General features: G+C 58.3%; 30 protein-coding genes and 1 pseudogene. 10 read left to right on the top strand and 21 right to left on the bottom strand.

Annotated elements, in window-relative coordinates; translation table 11 throughout:
• Positions 1 to 31 precede the first annotated feature (31 nt).
• Both AC2FNU_RS04100 and AC2FNU_RS04095 read right to left on the bottom strand, forming a co-directional pair.
• Positions 32 to 1,324 (bottom strand): lytic murein transglycosylase, encoded by a 1,293-nt coding sequence (locus AC2FNU_RS04100; RefSeq protein WP_496785126.1) that lies wholly within the window; start codon positions 1,322 to 1,324, stop codon positions 32 to 34.
• An 87-nt stretch (positions 1,325 to 1,411) separates the two neighbouring features.
• On the bottom strand, positions 1,412 to 2,125 hold the full coding sequence (locus AC2FNU_RS04095) for a helix-turn-helix transcriptional regulator (protein ID WP_496785123.1): 714 nt from the start codon (positions 2,123 to 2,125) through the stop codon (positions 1,412 to 1,414).
• A gap of 84 nt (positions 2,126 to 2,209) precedes the next feature.
• Here AC2FNU_RS04095 and AC2FNU_RS04090 point away from each other — a divergent pair, with 84 nt between their 5' ends.
• Positions 2,210 to 2,908 carry a glutathione S-transferase family protein gene (locus tag AC2FNU_RS04090; protein ID WP_496785120.1) on the top strand — a complete coding sequence of 233 codons (699 nt, stop codon included), beginning with the start codon at positions 2,210 to 2,212 and terminating at the stop codon, positions 2,906 to 2,908.
• On the top strand, positions 2,905 to 3,291 hold the full coding sequence (locus AC2FNU_RS04085) for a DUF1801 domain-containing protein (RefSeq protein WP_496785118.1): 387 nt from the start codon (positions 2,905 to 2,907) through the stop codon (positions 3,289 to 3,291). The genes AC2FNU_RS04090 and AC2FNU_RS04085 overlap by 4 nt, the downstream gene beginning before the upstream one ends.
• On the opposite strand, the gene rnr is transcribed toward AC2FNU_RS04085, so the two are convergent.
• The 3 genes from rnr to dapE are packed head-to-tail and all read right to left on the bottom strand — an operon-like array spanning position 3,282 to position 7,305.
• Positions 3,282 to 5,540, bottom strand: coding sequence for a ribonuclease R (rnr, locus tag AC2FNU_RS04080; RefSeq protein ID WP_496785116.1), 2,259 nt, complete (start codon positions 5,538 to 5,540; stop codon positions 3,282 to 3,284). The genes AC2FNU_RS04085 and rnr overlap by 10 nt on opposite strands.
• A 46-nt stretch (positions 5,541 to 5,586) precedes the next feature.
• Positions 5,587 to 6,162, bottom strand: a complete 576-nt coding sequence (locus AC2FNU_RS04075; RefSeq protein ID WP_496785111.1) for a TIGR04282 family arsenosugar biosynthesis glycosyltransferase — start codon at positions 6,160 to 6,162, stop codon at positions 5,587 to 5,589.
• A gap of 3 nt (positions 6,163 to 6,165) precedes the next feature.
• A complete protein-coding gene (gene dapE / locus AC2FNU_RS04070) occupies positions 6,166 to 7,305 on the bottom strand; it encodes a succinyl-diaminopimelate desuccinylase (RefSeq protein WP_496785109.1) in 1,140 nt (379 codons plus the stop codon).
• Positions 7,306 to 7,515: 210 nt separating this feature from the next.
• On the opposite strand from dapE, the gene AC2FNU_RS04065 reads away from it, so the two are divergent.
• Positions 7,516 to 8,574, top strand: coding sequence for a transporter substrate-binding domain-containing protein (locus AC2FNU_RS04065; protein WP_496785106.1), 1,059 nt, complete (start codon positions 7,516 to 7,518; stop codon positions 8,572 to 8,574).
• Here AC2FNU_RS04065 and AC2FNU_RS04060 read toward each other — a convergent pair.
• On the bottom strand, positions 8,571 to 8,915 hold the full coding sequence (locus AC2FNU_RS04060) for a DUF8846 family protein (RefSeq protein WP_496785103.1): 345 nt from the start codon (positions 8,913 to 8,915) through the stop codon (positions 8,571 to 8,573). The two genes, AC2FNU_RS04065 and AC2FNU_RS04060, sit on opposite strands and share 4 nt — an antisense overlap.
• A 95-nt stretch (positions 8,916 to 9,010) precedes the next feature.
• Here AC2FNU_RS04060 and AC2FNU_RS04055 point away from each other — a divergent pair, with 95 nt between their 5' ends.
• Positions 9,011 to 9,367, top strand: coding sequence for a cupin domain-containing protein (locus tag AC2FNU_RS04055; protein ID WP_496785099.1), 357 nt, complete (start codon positions 9,011 to 9,013; stop codon positions 9,365 to 9,367).
• Between the two features lie 56 nt (positions 9,368 to 9,423).
• Here the strand turns inward: AC2FNU_RS04055 and dapD are convergent, their stop codons facing one another.
• From dapD to AC2FNU_RS04040, 3 genes are all read right to left on the bottom strand, one after another.
• Complete coding sequence (gene dapD, locus AC2FNU_RS04050) at positions 9,424 to 10,251, bottom strand: 2,3,4,5-tetrahydropyridine-2,6-dicarboxylate N-succinyltransferase (RefSeq protein ID WP_496785096.1); 828 nt, start codon at positions 10,249 to 10,251, stop codon at positions 9,424 to 9,426.
• A gap of 108 nt (positions 10,252 to 10,359) precedes the next feature.
• Positions 10,360 to 10,959, bottom strand: coding sequence for a GntR family transcriptional regulator (locus tag AC2FNU_RS04045; RefSeq protein WP_496785092.1), 600 nt, complete (start codon positions 10,957 to 10,959; stop codon positions 10,360 to 10,362).
• A 44-nt stretch (positions 10,960 to 11,003) separates the two neighbouring features.
• Positions 11,004 to 11,915 carry a threonine/serine dehydratase gene (locus tag AC2FNU_RS04040; RefSeq protein ID WP_496785090.1) on the bottom strand — a complete coding sequence of 304 codons (912 nt, stop codon included), beginning with the start codon at positions 11,913 to 11,915 and terminating at the stop codon, positions 11,004 to 11,006.
• A 79-nt stretch (positions 11,916 to 11,994) separates the two neighbouring features.
• On the opposite strand from AC2FNU_RS04040, the gene AC2FNU_RS04035 reads away from it, so the two are divergent.
• A complete protein-coding gene (locus AC2FNU_RS04035) occupies positions 11,995 to 12,837 on the top strand; it encodes an LOG family protein (RefSeq protein ID WP_496785088.1) in 843 nt (280 codons plus the stop codon).
• A 3-nt stretch (positions 12,838 to 12,840) separates the two neighbouring features.
• A complete protein-coding gene (locus tag AC2FNU_RS04030) occupies positions 12,841 to 13,938 on the top strand; it encodes a cystathionine gamma-lyase (RefSeq protein ID WP_496785084.1) in 1,098 nt (365 codons plus the stop codon).
• On the opposite strand, the gene AC2FNU_RS04025 is transcribed toward AC2FNU_RS04030, so the two are convergent.
• Complete coding sequence (locus AC2FNU_RS04025; RefSeq protein ID WP_171180384.1) at positions 13,939 to 14,322, bottom strand: hypothetical protein; 384 nt, start codon at positions 14,320 to 14,322, stop codon at positions 13,939 to 13,941.
• A 160-nt stretch (positions 14,323 to 14,482) separates the two neighbouring features.
• Here AC2FNU_RS04025 and AC2FNU_RS04020 point away from each other — a divergent pair, with 160 nt between their 5' ends.
• The 3 genes from AC2FNU_RS04020 to AC2FNU_RS04010 all read left to right on the top strand — a co-directional run bounded on the left by AC2FNU_RS04020 (position 14,483) and on the right by AC2FNU_RS04010 (position 17,460).
• Entirely contained in the window at positions 14,483 to 15,403 is a 921-nt protein-coding gene (locus AC2FNU_RS04020; protein WP_496785081.1) for a DnaJ C-terminal domain-containing protein, read from the top strand.
• Positions 15,400 to 15,738, top strand: a complete 339-nt coding sequence (locus AC2FNU_RS04015; protein ID WP_496785079.1) for a hypothetical protein — start codon at positions 15,400 to 15,402, stop codon at positions 15,736 to 15,738. Before AC2FNU_RS04020 ends, AC2FNU_RS04015 begins: the two co-directional genes overlap by 4 nt.
• 63 nt (positions 15,739 to 15,801) lie before the next feature.
• Positions 15,802 to 17,460 carry a U32 family peptidase gene (locus AC2FNU_RS04010; RefSeq protein WP_496785077.1) on the top strand — a complete coding sequence of 553 codons (1,659 nt, stop codon included), beginning with the start codon at positions 15,802 to 15,804 and terminating at the stop codon, positions 17,458 to 17,460.
• 5 nt (positions 17,461 to 17,465) lie between these two features.
• Here AC2FNU_RS04010 and AC2FNU_RS04005 read toward each other — a convergent pair whose 3' ends face one another.
• The 4 genes from AC2FNU_RS04005 to AC2FNU_RS03990 form a co-directional block, all read right to left on the bottom strand.
• A complete protein-coding gene (locus AC2FNU_RS04005; RefSeq protein WP_496785075.1) occupies positions 17,466 to 18,083 on the bottom strand; it encodes a cytochrome P460 family protein in 618 nt (205 codons plus the stop codon).
• Between the two features lie 287 nt (positions 18,084 to 18,370).
• On the bottom strand, positions 18,371 to 19,558 hold the full coding sequence (rlmN, locus tag AC2FNU_RS04000; RefSeq protein ID WP_496785073.1) for a dual-specificity RNA methyltransferase RlmN: 1,188 nt from the start codon (positions 19,556 to 19,558) through the stop codon (positions 18,371 to 18,373).
• Positions 19,559 to 19,733: 175 nt separating this feature from the next.
• Complete coding sequence (locus tag AC2FNU_RS03995) at positions 19,734 to 19,901, bottom strand: hypothetical protein (RefSeq protein ID WP_496785070.1); 168 nt, start codon at positions 19,899 to 19,901, stop codon at positions 19,734 to 19,736.
• Positions 19,902 to 20,068: 167 nt separating this feature from the next.
• Positions 20,069 to 20,605 carry an invasion associated locus B family protein gene (locus AC2FNU_RS03990; protein WP_496785066.1) on the bottom strand — a complete coding sequence of 179 codons (537 nt, stop codon included), beginning with the start codon at positions 20,603 to 20,605 and terminating at the stop codon, positions 20,069 to 20,071.
• A 178-nt stretch (positions 20,606 to 20,783) separates the two neighbouring features.
• On the opposite strand from AC2FNU_RS03990, the gene AC2FNU_RS03985 reads away from it, so the two are divergent.
• The gene (locus AC2FNU_RS03985) at positions 20,784 to 21,782 is read left to right on the top strand and encodes an asparaginase (RefSeq protein ID WP_496785064.1); all 999 of its coding nucleotides are present in this window, start codon (positions 20,784 to 20,786) and stop codon (positions 21,780 to 21,782) included.
• Between the two features lie 5 nt (positions 21,783 to 21,787).
• Here the strand turns inward: AC2FNU_RS03985 and AC2FNU_RS03980 are convergent, their stop codons facing one another.
• The 7 genes and pseudogenes from AC2FNU_RS03980 to AC2FNU_RS03950 form a co-directional block, all read right to left on the bottom strand.
• Positions 21,788 to 22,108 carry a YciI family protein gene (locus AC2FNU_RS03980; RefSeq protein WP_496785062.1) on the bottom strand — a complete coding sequence of 107 codons (321 nt, stop codon included), beginning with the start codon at positions 22,106 to 22,108 and terminating at the stop codon, positions 21,788 to 21,790.
• Positions 22,109 to 22,130: 22 nt separating this feature from the next.
• Complete coding sequence (locus AC2FNU_RS03975) at positions 22,131 to 22,559, bottom strand: SRPBCC family protein (protein ID WP_496785060.1); 429 nt, start codon at positions 22,557 to 22,559, stop codon at positions 22,131 to 22,133.
• Positions 22,547 to 22,876 carry an ArsR/SmtB family transcription factor gene (locus AC2FNU_RS03970; protein ID WP_496785057.1) on the bottom strand — a complete coding sequence of 110 codons (330 nt, stop codon included), beginning with the start codon at positions 22,874 to 22,876 and terminating at the stop codon, positions 22,547 to 22,549. Before AC2FNU_RS03970 ends, AC2FNU_RS03975 begins: the two co-directional genes overlap by 13 nt.
• A 42-nt stretch (positions 22,877 to 22,918) precedes the next feature.
• On the bottom strand, positions 22,919 to 23,797 hold the full coding sequence (gene serB, locus AC2FNU_RS03965; protein WP_496785053.1) for a phosphoserine phosphatase SerB: 879 nt from the start codon (positions 23,795 to 23,797) through the stop codon (positions 22,919 to 22,921).
• A gap of 35 nt (positions 23,798 to 23,832) precedes the next feature.
• Positions 23,833 to 24,561 carry a metallophosphoesterase family protein gene (locus AC2FNU_RS03960; RefSeq protein ID WP_496785050.1) on the bottom strand — a complete coding sequence of 243 codons (729 nt, stop codon included), beginning with the start codon at positions 24,559 to 24,561 and terminating at the stop codon, positions 23,833 to 23,835.
• A 121-nt stretch (positions 24,562 to 24,682) separates the two neighbouring features.
• A complete protein-coding gene (serA, locus tag AC2FNU_RS03955) occupies positions 24,683 to 26,278 on the bottom strand; it encodes a phosphoglycerate dehydrogenase (protein ID WP_496785047.1) in 1,596 nt (531 codons plus the stop codon).
• Between the two features lie 99 nt (positions 26,279 to 26,377).
• Positions 26,378 to 26,758: pseudogene (locus AC2FNU_RS03950) on the bottom strand (phosphoserine transaminase); the annotation flags it as partial.

Genomic DNA, 26,758 nt, shown 5'->3' with positions numbered 1-26,758 from the left:
AGGCGGTCCCCTTTGGACCGCCTCTTGTTTTCTACCTTAGCCTCTCCAAAAGTTCCTGTGTTGGATACCCATCTGGCCGCAACCCCTGTGCCAGTTGATAGGCCCGCACGGCGTTGATGGTGTTTGGTCCAGTACGCCCATCAATGCCCTTTGTGTCGAACCCGGCCTCGGTCAGACGGGTTTGCAGTTCCTTTTTCTCGGTAAAACTCAACACCCGGTCCGCACGCGGCCAGTCGGATTGAAACGGTGCGCCACCTGCCAGCCGGTCGGACAGATGCCCGATGCCGATCACATAGGCATCGGCCCCGTTATACGCTTCGATCACTTTGAAATTGTCGAAGATCATCAAGGCAACGCCTTGCCCTCCGGCCGGAAGCAGGATCGCCGCCTGACCGTGGTCTGGCACAGCTTTGCCGTCGGTTCCCACAACACCCTGTGCAGCCCATTCGGACGGCATCCGCGTTAAGTCTCGCCGGGCCGAAGCGTAGTCAAAGCCTGCGGGCAATCGCACCTCAACCCCCCAAGGTTGCCCCTTGGTCCAACCGTGCTGTACCAGATACGACGCTGCCGAGGCCAACGCATCCGTTGGGTCGTCTGACCAGATGTCGCGACGGCCATCTCCGTCAAAGTCGACCGCATGATCAAGATACGAGGTCGGCATGAACTGCGTGTGGCCCATCGCCCCCGCCCAGCTGCCCAGCATGTTTGCGGCGTTCACGTCACCTGCCTGCACAATCTGCAGGGCAGCGATTAACTGAGTTTCGAAGAACTGAGCACGCCGCGCGTCAAAGGCCAGTGTCGCCAAAGACCTGAGCGTGCGGCTACTGCCACGGTAGGACCCAAACGAGGTTTCCAGCCCCCAGATTGCTGTGACCACTTCTTTCTCGACACCATATTCAGCCTCGATCTGCTTCAACACCTGCCGGTGCCGTTGCATGGCAGCGCGCCCGTTGGACAATCGCGTGTCCGAAACAGCCGAGTCCAAATAGGCCCAGATCGGTTTTGAGAATTCAGCCTGATTTCGATCCCGCGCGATGATGTCCTCGTCAAAAGTTATGTCCGAGAACACCCGAGACAGCGTCCGTTGCGATATGCCTTGCTGTCGCGCCCGATCCTGAAACGCGCTCAGCCAGACCTGAAACCGCGCTGCCGCGGCCGCAGAGACCTGCAGCGCCTCAATCGACGGGCGTGAAACGGGGCGAAGCGAAACAGCCAAATCTGCCGAGGCCAGCTGTATCCTTTCGCCAAGCATTTCGCCGCTCGACCATGTTCCTGTTTCTAATGGGTCCGCCTGCACCATGGATGCCCATAATGCGACGGTCATGACGCCGCCTACGCATTTATGCATACCGATTTTTCCTGATTACTGCTCAACCCTAAGGTAGCGCAAAATCGGCAAATCACAAAGCGCTCAGGTACCTGTCTCGCAGTCTTGTGCTTCCCGGTCTGCACGGATGCGGGCCAGAACATCGCGCAACATCGGCACGCGATTTGGCCTAAAGCTTTGATCCGTCACGCACATATCCTGCATCCGGTCCAGACGAAAAACGCGGAAATCCTGCCTCAGATGACACCAGCTGAGCAACACATTCGAACGGTCCATATAGACGATGCTAAGCGGATCTACGCGCCGCCGCGTGGCCTCTCCCTTTGCGTCGGTATACGAAAACTCCACCGTGCGTTCGTCCCAGGCTGCCTGCCGCAGGGTTGAAGCGTCTATCGTCGGTGCCGGAGGGCGATTAAATCGGGTAGCCGCCAGAATTGCATGACTCAGCCGGTGCGACTGACGCGGAGGCAAGCGGCCCTGCAACTTTCGAAGGGCGGCACTGGCGGCATCCGCCAAGGCCGGATCACCAATAACCTGAACTTCGCGCAGGCCCAGAACCAGCGCCTCAAGCTCATCATCGGTGAAGCCCAGCGGGGGCAGCGTCGCGTCCTCGATCAGAGTAAACCCAAACCCCGCTTCGCCGTCGATCACAGCCCCAAGACCACGCAGCGCGTCGATATCGCGATGGATGGTCCGGGCCGACACATCCAGATCCTGCGCCAACTGCGCCGAGGTTTTCGGCGACGGGCCAGAACGCAGGGCCTGCATCAATTGGAACAGTCGGGCTGTGCGAGACATGATGAACCCTAGCCTACACCTGATGTCAGAAACTGTCATCAGCCCCGACTACGTATCATGCATCCCTACAAACGGAGCAAAGTGATGCTGACCCTTCTCACCTATCCTTCTGCCTTCGGCCTGTTCAGTGCCAGCCCGTTCTGCGTCAAAACGGCTTTGATGCTGCAACATTCCGGCCAGAAATGGCAGCGCTCTGACATGCTTGATCCCCGAAAGATGCCGCACCAGAAACTACCCGTTCTGCGCACACCCGAGCGCCTGATCCCCGACAGTGACCTGATCCGCGATTGGCTGGAACAAGACCAGGGTGCGGATTTCGATCATGGCCTGACAGATGTTGAAAAAGCGCAGTCCCGCGCTTTGGTGCGCATGGCCGAAGAACACCTGTATTTTCACATCGTTCTGGACCGTTGGGGCAATGACGACGTATGGCCGATCCTGCGTGAAACCTTCTTTACCGGGATACCGGCCCTGATCCGAAAGCCTGCGTCCAACGCAATCCGAAAGTCTGTTCTGAAAGGGATCACGTCTCAAGGGATTGGGCGGTTCTCGCTGTCTGAAAGGTTGGACAGGGTTGAACGCGATCTTGAGGCGATCTCGGCCTATCTTTGGCAATCCTCCTTCCTGCTGGGGGACAAACCGACATCTGCGGATATGAGCGTCGGTCCAATGCTTGCTGCAATGCGCGCAACGCCTGCCGATACCCCGCTGACCCGGCGTATCAAACAGGATAATGTGTTGAACAGTTACGTGGACCGGATGGAACAGGCGATACCCGTTTGAAACCTTTTGATAACCCCAAAGTCGCCGCAGCATTCGAGGCCCTGCCCGCGCCCGCACGTGCAGGAGCCTTTGCGCTGCGTGACCTGATCATTGACACGGCAACATCTATGCCCGCCGCCAACCCGCTGCGAGAAGTGCTGCGCTGGGGCCAACCTGCGTACCTAGCGCCCAAAGGATCAACGATCCGGCTGGGTGCACATAAGTCGGCCAGTTTTGCACTGTTCGTGCATTGTCAAAGCCGATTGATGGGTGACTTTACCTTGGCCTTCCCGGGTGAGGATCGCATTGACGGAACTCGCGCCGTTCTGTTCGACGATCCACACCAAATAGATCCGAACCGCCATGGGTGGCTGATCGCCCGGGCATTGACCTATCACCTCTGACGGCGTTTGCGTTCCACCTTGCGCTTGATCTTGTCTTTTTTACGCTTGGTGCTGACGGCTTTCCGTCGAGCCGCCCGCTTGGCGGGCCCACGCCCGCGCGGCAGCGCCTGATCGTCGATCGACAAAAGTTCCAGTTCCAAACCACCCGTGACCGGCGTTGCTTCGGTCAGACGCACGGTGACGCGCTGGCCGATGGCGATGATCAGCCCAGTATCCGATCCCATCAGAGTCCCGGCCTCGCGGTCGAAATGAAAAAACTCGCGCCCGAGCGAGCGCACAGGTACCAGACCATCCGCGCCGGTTTCATCCATCTTCACGAAAGCCCCGAACCGGGCGATGCCGCTGATGCGACCGGTGAACTCATTGCCCACCCGCTCGCTTAAATAGGCGGCCAGATAGCGGTCAGTTGTGTCCCGCTCGGCCATCATCGAGCGGCGTTCGGTGTCCGAAATGTGCGTGGCTGTCTCGTCCAGCCGCATAATTTCATCCTCGGTCAGCCCGTCCTTGCCCCAGCCATGGGCCGAGATCAGCGCCCTGTGCACAATCAAGTCGGCATAGCGGCGGATAGGCGAGGTGAAATGTGCATAGTTGCGTAACGCCAGCCCGAAATGCCCGAAATTTTCAGGGTTATAGTAAGCCTGCGCCATCGATCTCAGGGTGGTGAGGTTGATCAACTCCGCGTCTTCTGTCCCCGCAGCCGCGTTTAGCAATGCATTCAGATGCCGGGTCTGCAATACCTGCCCTTTGGCCAGGTTTAGACCCGCCGCCTGCGCTGTTTCCCGCAAGCTTTCAAGCTTCTCAGGCGAGGGTTCCTCGTGCACGCGGAACAACAACGGGCGGCGCTTGGCAATCAGGGTTTCGGCTGCAGCGACATTGGCGAGGATCATGAACTCCTCGATCAGCTTATGGGCATCCAAACGGTCGCGGAAAGCAACGCTTGTCACTTCGCCGGTTTCTGAGAGGACAATCTTACGTTCGGGCAGGTCCAGTTCTAACGGCTGCCGCACCGCACGGGCCTTTTTCAGGGCGGCGTACGCGGCATAGAGCGGTTTCAGCACCGGCTCCAGCAATGGCCCGGTGCGGTCGTTGGGATTACCGTCAATGGCCTCTTGTACTTCTGTGTAATTCAGCGAGGCGGCCGACCGCATCAGACCGCGCACAAACCTGTGCCCAACCTTGTTCCCATCCGCATCGATCTGCATGCGCACAGCGATACAGGCGCGCGGCACTCCTTCGTGCAGGGAACATAAATCCCCCGACAACCGATCCGGCAGCATCGGCACCACTCGGTCAGGAAAATAGCTGGAGTTGCCCCGCTTTCGCGCCTCACGATCCAGGGCCGAGCCCGGCAGGACATAAGCGGACACATCTGCAATGGCGACCCAGATCACATGCCCGCCGGGGTTCTTGGGATCGTCGTCGGCATGTGCATAGCATGCATCGTCATGATCCCGCGCGTCCGATGGGTCGATGGTCAACAGCGGCATGTCCCGAAGGTCTTCGCGGCCCTTCAAGCCAGCTGGTTTGGCCTTGTCGGCTTCGGCAATCACCTTGTCGGGGAAGTCATCCGGGATGCCATGCTGATGAATCGCGATCAGGGACACCGCCTTGGGCGCGGTCGGATCACCCAAGCGTTCCACAATGCGCGCGCGTGGCAGACCCATGCGGTTTTTGGGTCCAGCCTGTTCAGCTTCGACCAACTCGCCGTCTTTGGCGCCCAAAACCGCGCCCTCGGGCACCAGCCATTCAGAAGAGCTTGCCTTGTCGATGGGCACGATCCGCCCACCCTCGGCCCCCTTGCGGAAGATACCGACGATCTTGCGCGGATTGGTCCCGATGCGGCGGATCAGGCGGGCCTCGTAGTTGTGATCTTCTTCATGCACCACGGTCAGGCGCGCCAGAATGCGGTCGCCTTCACCCAATGCCGGATCGCTGGCTCGGGTGATCAACAGAACGATAGGCTCGACCCCCTCACCATGCCATTCCAGCGGGCGCGCGAACAGATCGCCATCGGTGTTCGGGGCCTTGACCTGCAACACGCTGACCGGCGGCAGACGATCCGGGTCACGATAGCTGCGCTTGCGCTTTTCCAGATGCCCTTCTGCCTCAAGCTCTTTGAGAATGCGCTTGAGATCGATCCGATCCGCGCCCTTGATGCCAAAGGCTTTGGCGATATCGCGTTTCGACGTCAGGGTTGGGTTCGCCGAGATCCAGTCCAGGACCTCCTGCTTGGTGGGGATGCGAGTCATATCTTCGGCCTATCACGCGTTTGCGACCGCGTCATGATAAAATACTTCAGGCTTTCAGATCGGCCACCGTATCCACATCGCGCAGGTGATCCAGCAATGAGATCCGCGCGCCGGGAACCGTGGCCAACGTGTCCGCCAAAGCGTGCTTTGTTGACCATCGTACATCGCGAAACAAACCCGTGGGCAAAGCAGCGTACCGTTGCGCGCCAACCAGCCAGTAACCGCCATCCGGTGCAGGGCCGAACACCATTTGAGATCGCCCCAACGCATCAAAAGCGCTGGCAATATGTCTGCGCGAAATCCCCGGAATATCGGCACCAATCAGGCAAACCGGGCCTTTGGGCATGCCCCGCAGCATGCGACCCATGCGGTGTCCAAGATCACCACGCCCCTGTCCCGCGCGCGGCAGGTCAGCTGGCCAGATACGGCTGGTCAGACCCTCGGCATCCGGTGACACCGCCAACACGATTTGCCAGCGCGGATCACGCAGTCGCCGGATCAAGGACCGGGTCTGGTGCCGGAACCACCAAGCCGCACCCACCATGCCGATATCACGCCCCAGCCGCGTTTTCACACGGCCCGGACGCGGCTCTTTCACCATGATCACCAATGTGCGCTGCATGGCTCAGGCAAAATAGTCCGTCAGGATGCGCATATAGATCGCCTTGAGCTGTTCGATCTGGGCCACTTCAACGCATTCATCCACCTGATGCATGGTGCGCCCGACCAGTCCAAACTCGACTACCGGACAGTGGTTTTTGACGAAACGCGCATCTGATGTGCCCCCTGTTGTCGACAACTCGGGCGTGACACCGGTTTCCGCTTCGACCGCTTTGGCCACCAGATCAGACAGTGGCCCCGGCGGGGTCAGGAAGCTTTCCCCGGAAATCTTGATGTTTACGTCCACCTCAACGCCGTACTCGGCAGCCACCTGATCCGCCTCTGATCGCAACCAATCGCTTAGGCTTGCACCGGAATGCAGATCATTGAAGCGAATATTGACCGCGCTGCTGCACCGGGCCGGGATCACGTTGGTGGCAGCGTTCCCGGTGTCGATTGTAACGACTGCCAACGTTGAGGCATCGAAGTGGTCCGTGCCCTGATCCAGCTCGTGACTTGCCAGCCGATCCATCAGCCGCGCAATCGCAGGCAGTGGGTTCTTGGCTCGATGCGGATAGGCCGAATGCCCCTGCACGCCGGTGATCGTGAACCATGCTGTCATCGAGCCGCGGCGGCCGATCTTCATCATCTCGCCCATCGTGTTCGGGCATGTTGGTTCGCCGACCAGACAGACCGACATACGCTCATCCGCGCTGTTCATATAGTCGAGCAAGGCAGTGGTGCCGTCCAGCGCATCACCTTCTTCATCACCGGTGATCGTCAGGATGATGGCCCCGTCCGGCGGCGTATCGCGCACGAAATCCACCGCAGCGGCGGCAAAGGCCGCGACCCCGGATTTCATATCGGTGGTACCACGCCCGTACATCACACCATCCCGCACCTCGGCCCCGAAAGGCGGCAACGTCCAGGCCGCTTCGTCACCCACCGGAACAACATCTGTATGGCCATTGAACCCGAAGCTGCGCGCATGACCTTTCTGACCCCACCGCGCGAACAGGTTACTGATGCCCCCACGGTCGACGCGCGCGCATTCAAAGCCCGCATCCGACAGAACCGACCCAAGCAATTCAAGCGCGCCGCCCTCTTCAGGTGTGACCGATGGGCAACGGATCAGGTCAGCTGTCAATTGAACGGGGTCGGTCATGCAGGGGCCTCAGGAACTAAGTCTTTTGCGGGTTCGCGCACAGATTCAACGAATTGGCCGGATTTCCAACCCCAAACGGCAAAAAAATCGATCATCTGAATGCTAAGATGTCAAAGCGATACCCCAACAAATCATGACAATTTACCTGGCGACCACCTTGCCGTGTGCCACACAATCGCGTTACAGGGCCGCGAAACAGGTGAACTGAATATGAAGCGCGCAATTTACGCTCTGATCTGCCTGACTTTCGCCGTCATCGCACAGCAGAGCCTGGCACAGTCCCTTTCTGTCACAACCGTGACCCGCCCCCCGTTTTCCTATGTCGAAGACGGGGCGGAAACGGGTTTCTCGATGGATTTGCTGGCCGCACTGGCTGAGTCACTGAATTGGGATTACACCGTTAACCGCGTGGATGCCTTTGCAGATATGCTGGGCGCTGTCCAGGACGGGTCTGCTGACCTTGCAATCGCCAATATCTCGATCACGGCGATGCGTGAAACTCAGATGGATTTCAGCCAGCCGATTTTTGAGGCCGGGCTGCAGATCATGGTGCCATCGGACGCAGTACGCCAGCCTTCCTTGGTTCAGGCACTGCTGTCCAAAGAACTTTTCATCGCCATCGGTCTGGCCTTTGCCATTCTCCTTGGCGGCGGCATGCTGATGTGGAGCTTTGAGCGCCGCGCCCAACCCTATTTCGACCGCAAACTGAACGAGGCCTGGTTCCCGTCGTTCTGGTGGGCGCTGAATCTGGTCGTGAATGGCGGTTTCGAGGAACGTATGCCCCGCACCCCGTTTGGGCGAATGTTGGGGGTCGTGCTGGTCGTATCGTCCTTGTTCATCGTGTCGGTTTTTACCGCACGCATCACCTCGGTCATGACGGTGGACGCGATTACCGGCAGCGTGAACTCGGTCAACGACCTCTACGGCAAAAGTGTCGGCACCATTTCCAACTCGACCGCGGCAAGTTTTCTAAACCGGCGCGAGATCGAATTCACCGGCTATCCCGGGCTGGAACAGATGCTGGACGCCTTCAAGGCCGAAGAACTTGACGCCGTCGTGTTTGACGCGCCTGTCCTGTCCTATTTCGCGTCGCATGAAGGGCGGCGGATCGCGTCCATGACCGGTGGCATCTTCCTGCGCGAGAATTACGGTATCGCCTTCCCGACAGGCTCCCCGCTGGTCGAGGATGTCAATCAGGCTTTGCTGGCACTGCGCGAAGACGGAACCTATGACGAAATTTACCGCAAATGGTTCGGGACGCGGAACTAAGCTTCTGCTTCGTCTCCAAAAAACGGTGTCATCTGCGCGACAATTACGGCGTTTTCGTCCAGCGCACGCTGCATCAGGGCACGTTCGTCCGGTTCGATATCGTGCCCCTGCGCCTCGCGTTCAGCTAATGTGCCGTACCCGGTGACGTCCAACGGTGCCGTTTCGGCCTGTTTCAATATCGCCACCGTCTCACGCACGGCCTCGGCCTCATCAACACCACTTGCATAGCATATCAACGCCGCGCCGGTTGCCCCTTCGGGCAACCCGTCACCATCCTTGCGGCCGATCTGGACCAGAAGAGTATAAACTTGCTGACGCGAGGGTTTCTTTTGCTTTTCCATGCGCAGGGCCATAGCCGCGTGCCCGCCGACGGTCAAGAAGCCCGGAATTGCAGACAGGCAATCTGGCGTCCATAGTGCCGGGAAACCGCCAAACCATGACAACACAGGACCATTCCATGACCTATCCCGATTTCATTACAGCATTTCCCAGCCTCGATGTCCCGTTCCCGGAAGACGTCGTTCAAACCGCCGTGATACGGTCTGACGCAGGGTTGGTCGCGTTTTTCACATTTCTCAAAGACTTCGAACTGCCTGCGCATTCCCACAAAGCCCAATGGGGAACGGTAATCGAGGGCGAAGTTGAACTGACTATCGGGTCCGAGACCAAAACATACCGTCCGGGCGACAGCTATTCGATCCCATCAGGTGTTGAACATGGCGGTAAGATCAAGGCGGGTACTCGGGTGATCGACGTTTTTGAAGAACCAGACCGTTATCCGGTCAAAGTCTGAATCACAAAAAAGGGCTGCAGCAAAAGCAACAGCCCTTCATTGATGTTTTGGCGGTTTTAGTCGCGCAGCAATTCGTTGATCCCTGTTTTAGAGCGGGTCTTTTCATCCACCCGCTTTACGATCACGGCGCAGTACAGGCTGATGTTGTTCTTCGAAGGCATCGAACCGGCAACGACCACCGAATAGGGCGGCACTTCGCCATAAGTGACTTCACCGGTTTCACGGTCGACGATCTTGGTGGATTTGCCGATGAACACGCCCATGCCCAGAACCGAACCTTCGCGGACGATGCAGCCTTCGACCACTTCCGAACGTGCACCGATAAAGCAGTTGTCTTCGATGATGGTCGGGCCGGCCTGCATGGGTTCCAGGACACCACCGATGCCGACGCCGCCGGACAGGTGAACGTTTTTGCCGATCTGCGCACAGGATCCGACGGTGGCCCATGTGTCGACCATGGTGCCTTCATCGACATAAGCGCCCAGATTCACAAAAGACGGCATCAGAACCGCGCCGGGCGCGATATAGGCCGATTTACGAACCACGCAGTTCGGAACGGCGCGGAACCCGGCGGCCTGCCACTGGCTTGCGTCCCAACCGGCGAACTTGCTGTCCACCTTGTCCCACCAGCCACCAGCCTGCGGACCACCGGACTGGATTTCCATATCCTTGATGCGGAAGCCCAGCAGAACCGCTTTCTTGGCCCACTGATTCACATGCCAGTCGCCGCTCTCAAGCTTTTCCGCGACGCGCAGCGACCCGCTGTCCAGCGCGTTCAGCGTATCCTCGATCGCTTCGCGCTGTTCGCCGGTGGTGGCGGGCGTGATAGTGTCGCGCGCCTCCCAGGCGGCTTCGATGGCGGCTTCCAGTTGCGCGTTGGACATGGGGCGTCTCCCTACAGAATCTGTTCGTGTCGGTTTGGCCTATACGCAAGTGGAACCCATGGCGCAATGCGACGAACACGGGTCATTTTGCGTCTGAAAGGTCTGGAATCAGCTGGCGCGGCGGATATGGCGGGTCAGGATACCTTTTGCAGTGCTCAGGTCCTTGCGCTTGAGGGCCTGAACAAGTGCCGCGTGATCCTTGTCCACCTGTTGCACCCATTTTGACCGCCAATGCGCAAACAGATGACGCGCGCTTGCGATATGCAGGTCATCAATGGCGTGTAAAAGTCGGGGTAAGCCGCATGGTGTCAGGATGGCGCGATGGAAAGCGCGGTTCAAAGCTTCCCATTGTGGCATCGTCTGCGCCTCATCACAGGCGATGCGGGCGCGATCAATCTTGTCCAACGCGACCGGAGACATGTTCTGCACCGATTGTTGCAACGCAAGGGTTTCCAGCGCCACGCGCATTTCGATCACCTCACGCACTTCAGCCGGGTCCAGCGCAGTGACCCGCATCCCCCGGCGAGGCTCATGCCGGGCCAACCCATGCGCCTCAAGCCGCAACAAGGCTTCACGCACCGGGACGTGGCTGGTGTCAAATTGACGGGCAATATGGTCCTGCCGCAGCTTTTCCCCGGCCTCAAGCTCTCCGGTGATGATTTGCTGGCTCAGGCTTTGGTAGATCGTGTCGGAAATCGTAGCGGACATGGATTATAGATAAAATTCACCCCACCCGTTCACAAGCCGATAATTCACCCGGCAAGCGGATCTGGCGCAATATTTGCACCACATGCCAACACAGCAACACGTTCGCCCGGTTCGGGCTGGTAAACACCCGACGTCAAAGCCGCCAACGCCGTTGCACCCGCAGGCTCCACCAGAATGCGATGGCTCTGCCAAAGCGCCTTTTGCGCATCCGCAATCGCGTTGTCCGATACCAGAACCGAGCTCATCCCCTGCGCCAGATCGAAACAGATCTGTCCGATCCGCCGCGCGCCCAGCGCATTGGCTGCAATACCCGAGACCGAGACATCCACCGGCTCACCCGCCTGCAACGCAGCATTCAAGGCGCAAGAGGTTTCAGGTTCAACCGCCACAACCTTGCGCGCGCCGTCAAACCACGCCAGGGCCCCGGCAATCAGACCGCCGCCGCCAACGGCAACCAGAATAGTATCGGCCTGAAGGCCCTGAGCATCCCACTCGGCAAAACAAGTCCCTTGCCCTGCCACTGTGGCCGGTGCGTCATAGGCGTGAATTTGCATGGCACCGGTGGCTGCCTCGTGTTCCTGCGCCGCGGTCAGCGCGTTGGCGTATTCGCCAGATACAACACTCAAATCCGCTCCGGTTTGCCGGATCAAAGCGATTTTCGACGGACCTGCCAGTTCCGGCACGAATATCTTGGCGGGATGGCCCAACGTCTGCGCGGCATACGCCGCCGCCGCGCCATGATTGCCACCAGAGGCCGCAACCAAACCGGCTTGTGGCACCTCCATGCTGAGCAGCGTGTTGAACGCCCCCCGCGCCTTGAAACTGCCGGTGTGCTGCATGTGCTCGAGTTTTAGTTCGATCGGATAGCCCGGAATGCGGCTTTCCATCACTGGTGTCACTTGTGCATATCCGGCGATACGGTCGCGGGCTTTTGAAATTTCACTTTTCCAATTCATTCTTGTCTTTCCGTGACTGGCGCTCTGATCGCGAACCCTATAGCTGTTTGTCAAACACGCAAGCAGGGATCGATCACCTATGAGAGAAGACCGCCACAACCCGTTCCGCGACGCGCAGACCGACCGCTCGACCGCGAGTGAGGTTCCGGACACGCCGCAGACGCGTTCACCTGCCTATCGCCTTGCCTTTGCCGATGACGAATTCCTGTGCCGGGACGAGTTGCGTCCGGTGCGCCTGCAACTGGAACTGCTAAAACCCGAGATGATCATGACCGAGCGTGAGATCACCTCGACCATCGTCATGTTCGGCGGCGCGCGCATTCCGGAACCGTCGCAGAAACACACGGCGCGAACAGAGACTTTGGCCGGGTTGTCACAATATTACGATGAGGCGCGTGAGTTCGCGCGGCTAATGACCGAAAAGTCAAATGAAACCGGATGCCGCGAGAACGTCATCGTTACAGGTGGCGGCCCCGGTGTGATGGAGGCAGGAAACCGAGGCGCGCAGGACGCGGGTGGGTGTTCGATTGGTTTGAATATCGTGCTGCCGCACGAACAAGCACCGAACCTCTATGTGACACCGGACCTCAGCTTCAACTTCCATTATTTCGCCATCCGCAAAATGCATTTCCTGATGCGCGCCCGCGCCATCACCATCTTCCCCGGCGGTTTTGGCACGATGGATGAACTGTTCGAATCCCTGACCCTGATCCAGACCGGGCGGATGGACCGCGTGCCCTTCTTGCTGTTTGGCCGCGAATTCTGGGAAAAGGTCATCAATTGGGATGCCCTGGCCGATGCAGGCACCATCTCGGACGAAGACCTCGACTTGTTCCGCTTTGTCGATACTGCGCAAGAGGCGGTCGAGATCATCGAGAACTGGGAACCCGCCCCGCCCCGCGACGAAATTCCGGGGCGCTGAATCATGGCTTCTAAACCCGGAGAGATGCTGCACCTGCGCGGCAATGCGTTGAACGCCGGTGAGCCGGTAACCCTGCCGCTGACCCAAAGCAGCATGTACCACCTGCCCGGAGCGACAGAAGGTTTGCGCACCTATGGTCGCGTCGACAACCCAACCTGGGAGCATCTGGAACATGTTCTGGCCCATCTGGAAGACGCGCCTTGCCTGACATTCCCTTCGGGGATGGCTGCGATCTCGGCAGCGTTGTTTGCGACTCTGAAGGCCAGATCACGCCTGCTGATCCCATCGGATGGGTACTACGTGACACGCGTTTTGGCTGCCCAGTTCCTGTCCGGGCTGGGGGTTTCAGTCACCGAACGCCCGACAACCCGTTTTGCCGAAGGCGGGTTTGACGGATTCGACGTGGTCTTTCTCGAAAGCCCTTCGAACCCCGGACTGGACATGATGGACTTGCCTGCCATCGCCTCGGCAGTTCGCGCGGCTGGAGGCATCACGATTGCCGACAACACGACCATGACCCCATTGGGTCAACGGCCTTTGGATATGGGGATCGACGTGGTGGTGGCGTCAGACACCAAGGCCATGGGTGGGCATTCCGACATGCTGATGGGGCACGTGGCCAGCCGCAATGGGCAGTTCATGGACCGGGTTAGTGAATGGCGCCGGGTGTCTGGCGCGATCCCCGGACCACATGAAGCTTGGCTATTGCATCGCGGACTGGAAACGCTGGATGTACGCTTCGACCGTATGTGCAGCTCGGCACAGGTGCTGGCGGAGCGGCTTGCCGCGCATCCGTCCGTGAAACACATCCGCTACCCCGGTCTGCCCAGCGACCCTTCACACACACTGGCCAAGGCCCAAACCACGCGGTTCGGCTTTCTCTTGTCCCTTACACTGGAAAGCGAGGACCAAGCCGAAGCCTTCATTAACGCTTGTCCCCTTCTGCGCCCCGCGACCTCATTCGGGGGCGTTCACAGTTCAGCCGAACGTCGCGCGCGCTGGGGCGACGATGTCGATCCCGCCTTCATCCGCCTGTCCGTCGGATGCGAACCCGCAGAAGAACTGTGGCAGGCCATCGAGGCCAGCCTGAACGCGCTGTGATTACTTTTTGGCTTCGCGCAGTTCTTTGAACACGTAGATCGGCAGCACAACGCTGGCGATCAGCGCCCCCAGCCAGACCAACAGCGTTGCTCCCAAAAGGTTTGCAACTCCACCTACGGTCAGCCCAGCGGTTATCAGATCAGTCACCAACAGGCCTACAAAGGTCACGATCAAAGCAATCCCGCCCTTCAGCGCAGGCGCTTTCTTTTCACCCAGCTTCAGGATCAGCGGCTCGGCAATCAGCTGCACGACGGTGAAGACGATCACGACGACAATAAAAGAGATCGGCTTGATCGCAAATCCTGACAACAACAGCGAAGCAAGCAACAACCCAATGGCATTCCCGGCCAGCAGAGCAAGAGCCGACTTAATTCTACGCGACATGAGACGATCTCCGTCAATCAACAATTAGAAACATGCAGATGTTAACAGACCTGCAGGATTTTACGAGGCAATTCAATCGCCTCTTCCTTTTGACCTGTTGAAATCGCATGGTAGAACACATTCATCAAGTTCAGACCTGCCCCTGAGCCATGAGTGTGAGATGAGCGACGATCCCTATTCCGTTCTTGGCGTGGCCAAAGACGCCAGCGCCGCCGAGATCAAGAAAGCCTATCGGCGCATTGCCAAGGAATGCCATCCGGACCTGAAGCCCGGCGATGCCGAGGCTGAGGCCAGGTTCAAAGCCGCCGCCGCCGCATATGACCTGCTGAAAGACCCGGAAACCCGCGCGCGGTATGACAATGGCGAGATCGACGCCTCGGGTCAGGAACACCCGCAACAACAGTATTACCGTGAATATGCCGAGGCGGCTGGAAATCCGTATCGCGGACGTCAGGCCGACCCGGACGACATGTCCGACATCTTCGCCGAGTTCATGCGGGGCCGTGGCGGGTTTGGCGGCCAGCGCACACAGGAGTTTCATGCGCCGGGGCACAACCTGAACTATTCGTTGCAGATCAGCTTTCTGGATGCCGTGTTCGGGGCCAGCCAGAAACTGACCCTGCCTGATGGTGACCGGATCGAAGTGAAAATACCTGCTGGTATTACCGACGGCCAAACTATCCGCCTGCGGGGCAAAGGGGCCCCGGGATATGGTGAAGGCCCTCCGGGCGACGCCTTGGTAACTGTTTCGGTGGCCAATCATCCGGTCTTTGATCGCCACGGCGACGACATTCACATCAAGCTGCCCATCACCATCGACGAGGCTATATTGGGTGGCAAAGTCCCTGCCCCTACGATTGACGGCGGCGTGAATGTCAGCGTCCCGGCGGGCACCAGCAGCGGTAAAACCCTGCGATTGCGGGGCAAGGGTGTCAAAAAACGCGGCTCGTCCGAGCGTGGGGATCAGTTGATCGAACTGACCGTATCGATGCCCAACAAAATCGATCACGATCTGAAACAGTTCATGGAGACCTGGCGCGAAACGCACAGCTACGATCCGCGGAAAGGAATGCCGTCATGACCCTGACCGAAAAGGAACTGATCGAAACCGTTGCGCGGCTGACCTCGGACCGGCTGACCGAGTATCTGGCGGCCGAGATTGTGATCCCCGAACAATCAGATCAGGGGCTGGTTTATCACAGCATCGACGTCGCCCGTCTGGAACTGGCCTGCGAGTTGCATGAACAGTACGACATGGAAGCCGATGCGCTGTCGATGATGATCTCGCTGATTGATCAGATGCACGGGCTGCGGGCCGAACTGCGCGAGGTTCTGAACGCGGTCGAGGCTCAACCCGAACCGGTGCGCCGGCAACTGGTTGAAGTAATCGGCACAGCGCGGTTCCGTCGCAGATAACGGGCTTTTGGACTCGACCCATTTGGCGTAGAAGGCCGCCTTGATCTTTTGCCAGGTGGCCCGATGACCCAGTCCCGATCCGAATTGCTGATGCCTGCGGGCAATCTGCGCAAGTTGAAGCTCGCCATCCTTTACGGTGCAGACGCGGTGTATCTGGGCACGCCCGACATGTCACTGCGCACGAAATCCGAGTTCTCGCTAGAAGAGGTGATCGAAGGGGTTGAGTTCTGCCACAGCCATGGCCGACGCGCATACCTGACGCTGAACCTGTTTTCGCACAACAAAGACATCCCGAAACTGGATGAATACATCGACACGGTGCGCAAGGTGCAGCCCGACGGGCTGATCATCGCTGATCCGGGTGTGTTCCAATATGTCCGCGAACGCGCACCTGAACTGCCGCTGCATATCTCGACCCAGGCCAATATCTGTTCCTGGCTGTCGGTGAAGTTCTGGCAGGATCAGGGTGCGGAACTGGTGGTTCTGGCGCGTGAAGTTTCGTACCCCGAGCTTGTGGAAATCCGCGAGAAATGCCCTGACATCAAGCTTGAGGCTTTCGTGCATGGTGCCATGTGCATGACCTATTCCGGTCGTTGCCTGCTATCGAACTTCATGGCCGAACGCGGTGCAAACCAAGGCAATTGCGCCAATTCCTGCCGTTGGAACTATGGTCTGAAGCTGCGCCTGAAGGACGGCACACATCAGGAACTGCGCATAAACGATGAAAACGCGGACCTGTTTGAATTCCTGTTGGAAGAAGGCTGCCGCCCCGGTGATTTGATGCCTATCGAAGAGGATGATCGGGGCTCATATATCCTAAACTCGCGTGATCTTTGCATCATGCCGAAGCTGGATGAATACCTGAAAATCGGTGTCGACAGTCTAAAGGTCGAAGGGCGCGGCAAGTCGGAGTATTACGCAGCCATCGTCGCGCGGGCCTATCGGATGGCCATCGACGACTACAACGCCGATCCTGAGAACTGGGATCCGAAACCCTATATGCGCGAACTGGAAACCGTTGGGAATCGCGGCTACACGTTGGCCTTCCACGAAGGGCGCCTGACCAATTACGCGCATGACTACGAACACACCGCTTCGATCGCGCAGTGGGAGTACGCGGGTATCGTGACCGAAGTGACTGAAGATGCCTTTCTGGTCGAGGTGAAGAACAAGCTGGAACCCGGCGACGTGTTGGATTTTGTCTCGCCTATCTCACGCGATACGGTTCTGCTGCGGGTCTACGGATTCGAACGCGCGTCTGACGGCAAGCGGCTGGATGTCGTGCATGGCAGCACGAAGACAGTCATCCGGCTGCCTTTCACCCTATTCGATCACGAAGACATTGACGACCTGCGCGCGCGCTTTCCGGTTTATTCGGTCCTGCGCAAGGAACGCGCCCTGACCGACGAACACTGGAGCCGCATTCGTTTCGACAAGCTGGTGCAGGGGCTGGAAACCACGGGCCGCGACAACCCGACGGCTTATGCGCGCCGTCGCGACGAACTGGTCGAAAAGATCGGCGAGGATGGCAACGAACGACGGTTCAAGACCAACCGTATCGGCACCGAAGGCTGCTGTGGCAAAGGTTGCAACGGATGCCTGATCTTCTGGCAGGATGAGAAATACGCGCTGGCCCGTGAAGTTCTGTCAAAACGCAAACAAGGCGAACAACTCAGCCGCCGCGAGGCGACGGAACTGAAGCTGCCGGGTGAACCGGCCTGATCCGTTCATTCGCTCTTGCGATACTCTTCCGGCACGTAAAACGTATAGTCGCGATCTGCCACCTGTTCGTGGCAGACATGGCAATACGCAACATCATCGGCGCGATCACCCATGGTGTCCCCAAACATCGAACCATCCGGCAGGACCATGATGTAACGCCAATCCGCCGTATCCGGGTTCGCCCCCTTTGCAAGTTTCTCCATAACAAACATAGCACCGGGGTGAATGTGACCTTCATCCGTTACCGTCATGCTGTCCTTGGCCAGAACCGAACCCATTGGCAGTTCCTCGCCTTCCTGCAAGGTTCCATAGTTGTGGGCCATGCGATTGGCATAAGTGTTCACAAAACGCTGACCATGGGTTGCAGAAATATAGGGCGCATCGTTGTAAAGTGGCCAGCTTTGGTAGTTCAGGATCAGGTCCAGTTGTGCCGCAGCATAGCCGCGCGCCATACGACGATTGAGCGACTTGTAATGCCCTATGGCTTCTTCCTTGCTCAGCTCGGCAGGGTTTTCGATCGCGATATGAGCTTTATCACTTTCAGCAAAAGCCAGGCCAGAGCCTGTGGCCAAGGCAATCACAGCAGTTCCGCTTCGGAAAATCCTTGAAAAACTTTGGTTCATAATAGTGGCCCACCTGAAAATCAGTTCGCCTGAGCGCCGCCTGACAGCGCATCTGTAAGTCTAGCGGCCCTGCAATAACTTGCCAGCTTCGGCCCGGTCAGTTCACTTCCTTGTGCATCAATTTGAAAAGGCACATGCCAGTGACGGGCATGGGAAACATAGCAAATTATGCATGTGGTTTCAGCACCTGAAACATTAAGTTTACAGGCACACTTATGGCGTGCAGACCGCAGGTGAAATCACCTGACGCGTGATCTGGTCAATCCGGGCCCAGGCAGGAAAAAGCCTTACTGGCTCAACCCTGTTTCGACCTCGATCTGTTTGCGCGATTTGCGGGCGCGTTCCGTGGCCGATTTCAGTTGCCCACAGGCTGCCATGATATCCTCGCCGCGCGTCTTTCGAATGGGCGACGCGTAACCTGCCTGATATATGATATTGGCAAAGGCGCGGATACGGTTGTTCGAGCTGCGCTTATACGGCGCGCCGGGCCATTCGTTGAACGGGATCAGGTTGATCTTGGCGGGGATGTTGTGGCGCTTGATGTGGTGGATCAGACGGTGCGCATCCTCATCGCTATCGTTCACCCCGTCCAGCATCACGTATTCAAAAGTGATCCGTTCGGAGTTCGACGCATTGGGATAGCTGGCCAAGGCTTCCAGCAGTTCCTCAATGTTCCAACGCTTGTTGATCGGTACAAGCACGTCGCGGGTCTCATCGGTGGTGGCGTGGAACGAGATCGCCAGCAGGCAACCGATTTCCTCAGCAGTACGTGCAATCTCGGGCACCACACCCGAGGTCGAGAGCGTAATGCGTCGGCGCGACAGGGAAATCCCCTCGGGATCCATCGCGATCTTCATCGCGTCGCGGACGTTTTCGAAATTGTAAAGCGGCTCGCCCATACCCATCAGAACGATGTTCGAAAGCAGGCGCGTTTCATCCTTGGGCGCGCCGGGGGTGGGCCATTCGTCAAGGTCATCGCGGGCCATCATGACCTGACCAACGATCTCGGCCGCTGTCAGGTTACGCACCAGTTTCTGCGTGCCGGTATGACAGAATGAACAAGTCAGCGTGCACCCGACCTGAGACGAGATGCAGAGCGTACCCCGATCTTCTTCGGGGATATAGACGACCTCAACCTCATGCCCGCCAGCAATGCGGCACAGGTATTTGCGTGTACCGTCCTCGGACACCTGTCGGGTCACAACTTCGGGGATTTCGATCACGAAATGCTCGGCCAGTTGCGCGCGGTAGGCTTTGGCCAGATTGGTCATCTCGGCAAAGTCGCGCACACCCCATTGGTAGATCCACTGCCAGATTTGCCCGGTGCGCATCTTGGCCTGCTTTTCTGGCGTGCCATGTTTGATCAGAACGGCACGCAACTGGTCGCGGGTCAGCCCGACAAGGTTGATCTTACCCTCAGGCAGTTTGCGAGGGAGTGTCAGGACATCTTGAGTGATCGGCGCTTTGGGCGACATTTTAGGCTCTCTGAGGCGTATCTCGAAGGATTCTGGCTTGGGATGCGCCTCTATATAGGAACCTGCGCAAAGATCAAAAGGATTCGTGACAAACTGCGGGCCTGCACAGAAAAGCCGCAGTAACAGCGTCACTGCGGCCTTTGACTTGTTTCAATCCGTGTAGATCAAAGCCAGATCAGACACCTGCTGGCGGAATGTAGCAATCCTCAGCATCCAGAGTCTTTACAGGGTCTTCTGGTCCGCATTGTTCGCCAGTCACCGGATAGGTCTCGCCTTTGTTGTCGCAAGCGCTCAGCAACACGGCCGAAATCATCATCAGTGCGGCAAGAGATTTGTTCAGCATCAGCCCAACTCCTTCGTTACTTCTGAACTGCATAGTTCAGAAACTACCGAGGCTCACTTTGATACGGATCAAGTTCTGGCGTGGACGTTGCGTAAAGCGTCTGCTGCGGATCGCTTCAAGACAAAAGCTCTGCCAAAAGACAGGGCCTTTCACCTGAAAACCACGGCTTATTTGGTGCAGCGTTGCTTCGCGTCGTCAATAGCCGCAGTAAAGCCCAGCAACGAGAACGTGTCTTTCGTCTGCGTCCCGCGTTCCGAGCGCGCGGTTATTACAGCCTCGTTCCCGCGCTTCATCGCTTCGATCACTTTGGGTTCCTGCCCTTGGGTCGAAGGCCAGGCCCATTCGCCATCGGTTATGAATTCGAACTCGGCATCGTCGATCTTGACGTTGACGGTCGAACCCGCCGCAAAGGGATACCCACCTGTGAACGACACTGTTCCGTTCACGTCCTCACCCGGCCGGAACACCACAAACAGCAAAATGTCACTGCGGCGTACAGAAACCACGCGACCGCCACGCGTGTTTACGGTTTCATCCGGGGTTGCGACGCTCCAGCATTCTGTTGGGTCTTCTTCGACAAAGACGCTCCAATCTGTCTTCACGGCAACACGGTTGGTGCTGCTTGCCTGCTGAGCGATTGCAGTTGTCGTGACCGTCCCCGCCATAGACAGGCCCGCAATCACACGAACGAGCATTGATCCCATTTGTCCAGCCTCCTAGCTCGACCCATACCTCAAACCCATCGGAATTGGCTGCGAACCCTTCTGGCCCGTCTATTCCGTTGCGCATTCCGATGATTGCCGACATACACACACTAACGCAGATTTCGCCACAGGCGAAAGGGCGATTGGCAGAATTTTGCGCATAATTTCGGAGGTCCAGATGACGCAACCCGTACCGATGACAGAACTGTGGCGTGGGTCTCTGCTGGAAAGCCTGCATCTGGGTCACGCAGTCGTTTGTGATGACGCGGGTCAGATCGTGCGCAGCTGGGGCGATCCAAAGGCAGTGGTCTATCCACGGTCGTCGGCCAAGATGATCCAAGCGCTTCCATTGGTGACATCGGGCGCTGCAGCTAAATACGGGTTGAACAGTGAACATCTTGCGCTGGCCTGCGCCTCACATAACGGCGCAGCGATACACACCGATCGGGTAACAGCGTGGCTGGATCATCTGGGACTGACCGAGCATGATCTGCGCTGCGGTCCACAGGAACCGGCAGACACCGCCGCGCGGGACCGGCTGATTTTGGCTGATGATACGCCTTGCCAGATACACAACAATTGCTCGGGCAAACACTGCGGATTTCTGACATTGGCTCAGCACATGGGCGCGGGGCCGGAATATCTGGAAATTGACCACCCGGTCCAACAGGCGTGTCTGTCAGCCATCGAAGAGACCACGGGTGAGACCAGCCCCGGCTATGGCATCGACGGGTGTTCCGCTCCGAATTTCGCGATCTCGCTTGCAGGTCTGGCACGGTCGATGGCGTGGTTCGCCAGTGCCGCAGACCGCTCGGACCGGTCCAGCGATGCTGCGGCACAACTGGTTGCGGCCATGGTCAAGCACCCCGAGCTGGTGGCCGGTGAGACCCGCGCCTGCACCGAGCTGATGCGCGCCATGAATGGCCGCGTCGCCATCAAGACCGGGGCCGAGGCCGTCTTTGTGGCCATCATCCCGGAAAAACGCATGGGCGTCGCGCTGAAGATCACCGACGGCACCACCCGCGCCAGCGAATGCGCGATTGCCGCGATACTGGTCAGCCTTGGCGTGCTGGAGGCCGATCACCCGGCCACCCGCAAATTCATGAACGCAACGCAATACAGCCGGCGCGGGCTGGAATGTGGTGCGATCAAACCTGCGCCAGGCTTCCCCGGCTAGGGTCCTTACATCTCGATTTCGTGGATTTCGGCCACTTCGACGGAACCAGAACCGTTGACGACCATCGGACAGCCCTTGGCCATCGCGGTCGCGGCGTCGATGCTGTCGGCCTTGATCACCGTAAAGCCCGAGGCCGGGTTCGCGCCGCCGTTGTCTACGACCCCGCTGCTGCTGACGGTATAGGACTGGCCCACGGGGTTGCCCGGGATCTCCAGCGCCTCGCCCATGTCCTGAAACCATGCACCCCAGGCGGCCATGGTCGCCTCAATTTCGGCGGGGTCGGTTGGGGTATGGCCCCCATGATAGACAAACAAAAATTGGGGCATGTTGCTCCTCCCTGATGAAAACCTATTTGCAAAGTGCTTCGAGTTTGCGCAGCGAAGATGTCCAACCCTGATTGTGGTTGGCCGCCGCTTCGGCATCGGCCAGTTCCCGGTGATCCAGTGTCAGTCGCGATCCGGAGCTTGTCGCCGCAACCGACAAGGTCACGTGGCTTTCGTTGCCGCGCTGGTCCTGATCATCATGCCAGCCCCATGTGAAGCCCACTGAATTGGGTGGATCGACATGGGTCACATGGCCCGAAACCTTGTATTGCTGTCCCTCGCCATTCTCCATCACCGAATACCATGGGCCTGTTCGTGAAAAATCCAGATTGTGTTCGGGCACGTGCATCCCTTCGGGTCCCCACCATTGCAATAACCTGCTGCCTTCACTGATCCATGCAAACAAGTCTTCAGGGCTGACGGGGAAGTCCCGTTCCAGTTTCAGGTCGGCCATGAATTTTCCCTTTCGATAATGTCGCTCAAACGGTCCAGGCTGCTTTCCCAGAACTGGCGCTTGGAGATGGTCCAATCAGCAATCATCCGCAGCCCATCTGGACGGACAGAATACATCCGCTGCGTGCCCTGGACGCGCTGTTGCACCAGCCCAGCTTCACGCAAGACCTTCAGGTGACGTGAGATCGCAGCCCCCGAAACCCCGCGGCCTTCGATCAGGTCACCGGCGGGTAGCTCGCCCTGTTCCATCAATTGTTCAACAATTGAAAATCGGGTGGCGTCGGATAATGCTGAAAAGGCGGTCAGAAGCGTGCTCATGACTACTATTTAACACAAATGTTAAATAAAAGATAGTCTCGGTTATTCGCCTGCAAAATCGGCGCGGCTGTAACCTTGCAGGTAAAGCAGCGCCGTCAGGTCGCCGTGATTCACGCGCACGTCGCATTGAGCAGCCACCGAGGGCTTGGCATGAAGGGCAACTCCGGTTCCGGCCCGGCTCAGCATGCCCAGATCATTGGCCCCGTCGCCCACTGCCATCACGTCATTTTCAGACAGGCCAAGCCGGGTTGAGATCTGCTCCAATGCTTCGATTTTGGCCTGCCGTCCCAAAATGGGGCGCGCAACGTCACCCGTCAGTTTCCCATCTTCAGCCAACAGCGTATTGGCCCGGTTTTCATCAAACCCCAACAACTCTGCCACCCGCGACGTAAAGGCTGTGAACCCGCCGGATACCAACGCCGCATAAGCCCCGTTCGCCCGCATCGTGGCCAACAATGCCTTACCACCAGGCATGAGGGTGATCCGTTCGTTCAGAACTTTGCCAATGACGCTTTCATCCAGATCCTTGAGCAAACCGACCCGCTCGATCAGCGCCCCTTCGAAATCCAGCTCTCCGTTCATGGCGCGGGCAGTGATGTCCTTGACCCGTTCGCCGACACCCGCTTCATCCGCCAGCTCATCAATGCATTCCTGCTGGATCATCGTGCTGTCCATATCGGCCAGCAACATCTGTTTGCGCCGCCCTTTTGCAGGTTGCACGATCATGTCGACACCCATGCCCTGCAAGTCCGCCCAGACGTCCCAGCGATTGTCGGGCAAGTCGCTCAGTTCAAATTCTACCGCCTCATCCGGGCTGAGCCAGACGACATACCCACCGCCCCACGCATTGCGCAACGACTCGGGCAGGGCGCGGTCCAGCGAAGGCGCTGCCGGGTTGGTCAGCAAAGTTGCGACATACATTTTCATACTCCAATGCCTTGCCCGTGTGCGGCGAGTTAAGGTGTCAAAGGATTGCGACCCAGTTCGGTCAGTTGCCAACAGGTCTGTCCTTCGAATACGGCCACACCCACCGGACGCCCATAGCCCGCGCCCGTATCCAGATTGACGCGATTTCCATAATGCGTTGCCTGATCCACTGGCGTGTGGCCATGCACGATCAGCTTGGGGTGCGGACCGCGATGGTTGTGAAAATCCTGCCGGATCCAGACCAGATCACTTGCCCTTTGCTCGTTCAGCGGCACGCCCGGGCGAATACCCGCGTGAACAAATGCAAGCTCGGGCGTCTGATACATCAACACAAGGTCGCGCAGGAAGGTCAGGTGCGATTTCGGCACTGCCCCCTTCGCCATCCGGTGCAAGTCTTCCAGCCGGATTTGACCTTCAAACTCCACCCCGTAACTGCGCAGTGTTTCGATCCCACCCAACCGGTCATGTAGCCAATGATACCCAACAAGCAAATGCGGATCGTGGCGTGGAGTGTCTTCCATGAACCAGGCGAACATACGGTCGTGATTGCCAAGCAGGGTGACCCAGTTCCGGCCAGCATCACGCCCGGCGATCAGGTGATCGATCAGGCCCCGACTGTCAGGGCCGCGATCCACATAATCCCCCAAAAACACCACCTGTGCGTCCGGGCCACCATCATGTTGGATCAGAGACAACGCGCGCTCTAGCTCGGCCACCTGCCCGTGCAAATCGCCGATTACATAGACAGGCTGTGTCATTGACATCCTCCGCCGGTAAGATTCAGCTCGCTTGTGCCTCAGATCACGGTTTCAGAGAACAAAGGACCCGGATCTTTTCAAAACCGGGTCCTGAACTGTTTCTCAAACTCAACAGGCCACGTCAGGCGACATCAAACACCAATGGTTTGATCTGCGTGAACAAGCCCGTTTCCGCCAGCTTGGCGCGTGCCTCGGCCGGAACCGGTTCGTCCACGTAAAGCAGTGCAATGGCTTCACCGCCTGCCTCGGACCGACCAAGGGTAAAGTTTGCGATGTTGACGTTGTTGTCGCCCATGGTCTGACCCAGCGCACCAATGATACCCGGCACGTCTTCGTTGGTTGTGTACAGCATATGAGCGCCGATCTCGGCATCGATATTGATGCCCTTGATCTGGATAAAGCGGGGTTTGCCATCGCTGAACACAGTGCCCCCGATCGAACGCTCACGCTTATCGGTCACAACGGTGACCTTGATATAGCCCTCAAACGCGCCCGACTTGTCCTGATTGGTGGTCGAGATTTTGATCCCGCGTTCCTTGGCGACAACCGGGGCTGAAACCATGTTCACCTCGGGATTGAATTTCTTCATGATCCCCGCGACTACGGCGCAGTTCAACGCGGCAAGGTTCATTTCAGCGGCCACACCGTCATAGAGGATGTTGATCGCCTTGACCGGCTCATCTGTCATTTGGCCGATGAAGCTGCCCAGATGACCGGCCAGCTTGATCCACGGCCCCATGACCTTCGCCTCTTCTGCCGTCACGCTTGGCATGTTCAACGCATTTTCAACAGCACCGGTCAGCAGGTAGTTCGAGATCTGCTCGGCCACCTGCAACGCCACATTCTCCTGCGCTTCGGTCGTGGCCGCGCCAAGGTGGGGCGTGCAGACAACGTTGGGCAGATTGAACAGGGCGTTTTCCTTAGCGGGTTCCTCGCTGAACACGTCAAAAGCGGCACCGGCAACGTGACCGGATTGCAGCGCCTCGGCCAGAGCGTCTTCATCGACCAGACCGCCACGGGCGCAGTTGATGATGCGCACGCCTTTCTTGGTTTTGGCAAGGTTCTCGCGGCTCAGGATGTTGCGGGTCTGGTCGGTCAACGGCACGTGCAGCGTGATGAAGTCCGCGCGCGACAGCAACTCGTCCAAATCAACCTTTTCCACCCCCATCTTCGCGGCTTTCTCTTCACCCAGATAGGGGTCATAGGCGATGACCTTCATCTTCAGGCCCAATGCGCGCTCGCAGACGATGCCACCAATGTTGCCTGCGCCAATCACACCGAGGGTCTTGTTGGTCAGCTCGATCCCCATGAACTTGGATTTTTCCCACTTGCCCGCATGGGTCGAAGTGCTGGCCTCGGGGATTTGCCGCGCCACGGCAAACATCATCGCAATCGCATGTTCTGCGGTTGTGATCATGTTGCCGAACGGCGTGTTCATCACGATCACACCTTTTTTCGAAGCGGCATCTTTGTCGATATTGTCGGTGCCAATTCCGGCGCGGCCGATGACCTTTAGCTTGTCGGCTTTTTCCAGAATGGTTGGCGTGACTTTGGTCGCGGAACGAATGGCAAGGCCGTCGTACTGCCCAATAACCTCGGCCAGCTTGTCTTTGTCCTTGCCCAGATCAGGCATGAAATCCACATCGATGCCACGATCGCGGAAAATCTGCACAGCGGTTTCGCTGAGCTTGTCAGATACGAGTACTTTGGGGGCCATATTCTCTGGTCCTTTGAAGAGTTCTGGGGGGATGGCGGGCTGAAGCCCGCCCTACATTTCGTTTGTGCGTGGGCCGGGCTTCAGCCCGGCACCGGGAAATCAGGCAGCGTCTGCTTGCGCCGCGATTTCGGCCTCGAAGGCCCAGGCCAACCAAGGCAACATCGCTTCGATATCCGAGGTCTCAACCGTACCGCCGCACCAGATACGCAGTCCCGCAGGCGCGTCACGATAGGCCCCGATATCCAAAGCGATATTCTCGGCCTCCAGCCGTTTGGCCACGGCCTTGGCGAAAGTGGCCCCGTCCTGAATGCGTGCGTCGGTGAACTTCAGGCACACGGATGTGTTCGAGCGCGTCGCCGCATCCTCGGCCAGATTGGCGATCCAGTCATTCTGATCGCAAAATGCATGCACCGCCCCAGCATTGGCATCCGCACGGGCGATCAACCCCTGCAACCCACCGACCGAGCGCGCCCAGTCCAG

The organism is Ruegeria sp. BHSB064, from assembly GCF_059613205.1.
The sequence above is the reverse complement of the archived record's forward strand: the minus strand, read 5'-3'. Positions and strand labels throughout refer to the sequence as shown.

Bases quoted from the DNA above. Each gene is read 5' to 3' on its own strand.
- AC2FNU_RS04100 (WP_496785126.1), bottom strand. From the start codon at position 1,324: ATGACCGTCGCATTATGGGCATCCATGGTGCAGGCGGACCCATTAGAA.
- AC2FNU_RS04095 (WP_496785123.1), bottom strand. From the start codon at position 2,125: ATGTCTCGCACAGCCCGACTGTTCCAATTGATGCAGGCCCTGCGTTCT.
- AC2FNU_RS04090 (WP_496785120.1), top strand. From the start codon at position 2,210: ATGCTGACCCTTCTCACCTATCCTTCTGCCTTCGGCCTGTTCAGTGCC.
- rnr (WP_496785116.1), bottom strand. From the start codon at position 5,540: ATGACTCGCATCCCCACCAAGCAGGAGGTCCTGGACTGGATCTCGGCG.
- AC2FNU_RS04075 (WP_496785111.1), bottom strand. From the start codon at position 6,162: ATGCAGCGCACATTGGTGATCATGGTGAAAGAGCCGCGTCCGGGCCGT.
- dapE (WP_496785109.1), bottom strand. From the start codon at position 7,305: ATGACCGACCCCGTTCAATTGACAGCTGACCTGATCCGTTGCCCATCG.
- AC2FNU_RS04065 (WP_496785106.1), top strand. From the start codon at position 7,516: ATGAAGCGCGCAATTTACGCTCTGATCTGCCTGACTTTCGCCGTCATC.
- AC2FNU_RS04060 (WP_496785103.1), bottom strand. From the start codon at position 8,915: ATGGAAAAGCAAAAGAAACCCTCGCGTCAGCAAGTTTATACTCTTCTG.
- AC2FNU_RS04055 (WP_496785099.1), top strand. From the start codon at position 9,011: ATGACAACACAGGACCATTCCATGACCTATCCCGATTTCATTACAGCA.
- dapD (WP_496785096.1), bottom strand. From the start codon at position 10,251: ATGTCCAACGCGCAACTGGAAGCCGCCATCGAAGCCGCCTGGGAGGCG.
- AC2FNU_RS04045 (WP_496785092.1), bottom strand. From the start codon at position 10,959: ATGTCCGCTACGATTTCCGACACGATCTACCAAAGCCTGAGCCAGCAA.
- AC2FNU_RS04040 (WP_496785090.1), bottom strand. From the start codon at position 11,915: ATGAATTGGAAAAGTGAAATTTCAAAAGCCCGCGACCGTATCGCCGGA.
- AC2FNU_RS04035 (WP_496785088.1), top strand. From the start codon at position 11,995: ATGAGAGAAGACCGCCACAACCCGTTCCGCGACGCGCAGACCGACCGC.
- AC2FNU_RS04030 (WP_496785084.1), top strand. From the start codon at position 12,841: ATGGCTTCTAAACCCGGAGAGATGCTGCACCTGCGCGGCAATGCGTTG.
- AC2FNU_RS04025 (WP_171180384.1), bottom strand. From the start codon at position 14,322: ATGTCGCGTAGAATTAAGTCGGCTCTTGCTCTGCTGGCCGGGAATGCC.
- AC2FNU_RS04020 (WP_496785081.1), top strand. From the start codon at position 14,483: ATGAGCGACGATCCCTATTCCGTTCTTGGCGTGGCCAAAGACGCCAGC.
- AC2FNU_RS04015 (WP_496785079.1), top strand. From the start codon at position 15,400: ATGACCCTGACCGAAAAGGAACTGATCGAAACCGTTGCGCGGCTGACC.
- AC2FNU_RS04010 (WP_496785077.1), top strand. From the start codon at position 15,802: ATGACCCAGTCCCGATCCGAATTGCTGATGCCTGCGGGCAATCTGCGC.
- AC2FNU_RS04005 (WP_496785075.1), bottom strand. From the start codon at position 18,083: ATGAACCAAAGTTTTTCAAGGATTTTCCGAAGCGGAACTGCTGTGATT.
- rlmN (WP_496785073.1), bottom strand. From the start codon at position 19,558: ATGTCGCCCAAAGCGCCGATCACTCAAGATGTCCTGACACTCCCTCGC.
- AC2FNU_RS03995 (WP_496785070.1), bottom strand. From the start codon at position 19,901: ATGCTGAACAAATCTCTTGCCGCACTGATGATGATTTCGGCCGTGTTG.
- AC2FNU_RS03990 (WP_496785066.1), bottom strand. From the start codon at position 20,605: ATGGGATCAATGCTCGTTCGTGTGATTGCGGGCCTGTCTATGGCGGGG.
- AC2FNU_RS03985 (WP_496785064.1), top strand. From the start codon at position 20,784: ATGACGCAACCCGTACCGATGACAGAACTGTGGCGTGGGTCTCTGCTG.
- AC2FNU_RS03980 (WP_496785062.1), bottom strand. From the start codon at position 22,108: ATGCCCCAATTTTTGTTTGTCTATCATGGGGGCCATACCCCAACCGAC.
- AC2FNU_RS03975 (WP_496785060.1), bottom strand. From the start codon at position 22,559: ATGGCCGACCTGAAACTGGAACGGGACTTCCCCGTCAGCCCTGAAGAC.
- AC2FNU_RS03970 (WP_496785057.1), bottom strand. From the start codon at position 22,876: ATGAGCACGCTTCTGACCGCCTTTTCAGCATTATCCGACGCCACCCGA.
- serB (WP_496785053.1), bottom strand. From the start codon at position 23,797: ATGTATGTCGCAACTTTGCTGACCAACCCGGCAGCGCCTTCGCTGGAC.
- AC2FNU_RS03960 (WP_496785050.1), bottom strand. From the start codon at position 24,561: ATGACACAGCCTGTCTATGTAATCGGCGATTTGCACGGGCAGGTGGCC.
- serA (WP_496785047.1), bottom strand. From the start codon at position 26,278: ATGGCCCCCAAAGTACTCGTATCTGACAAGCTCAGCGAAACCGCTGTG.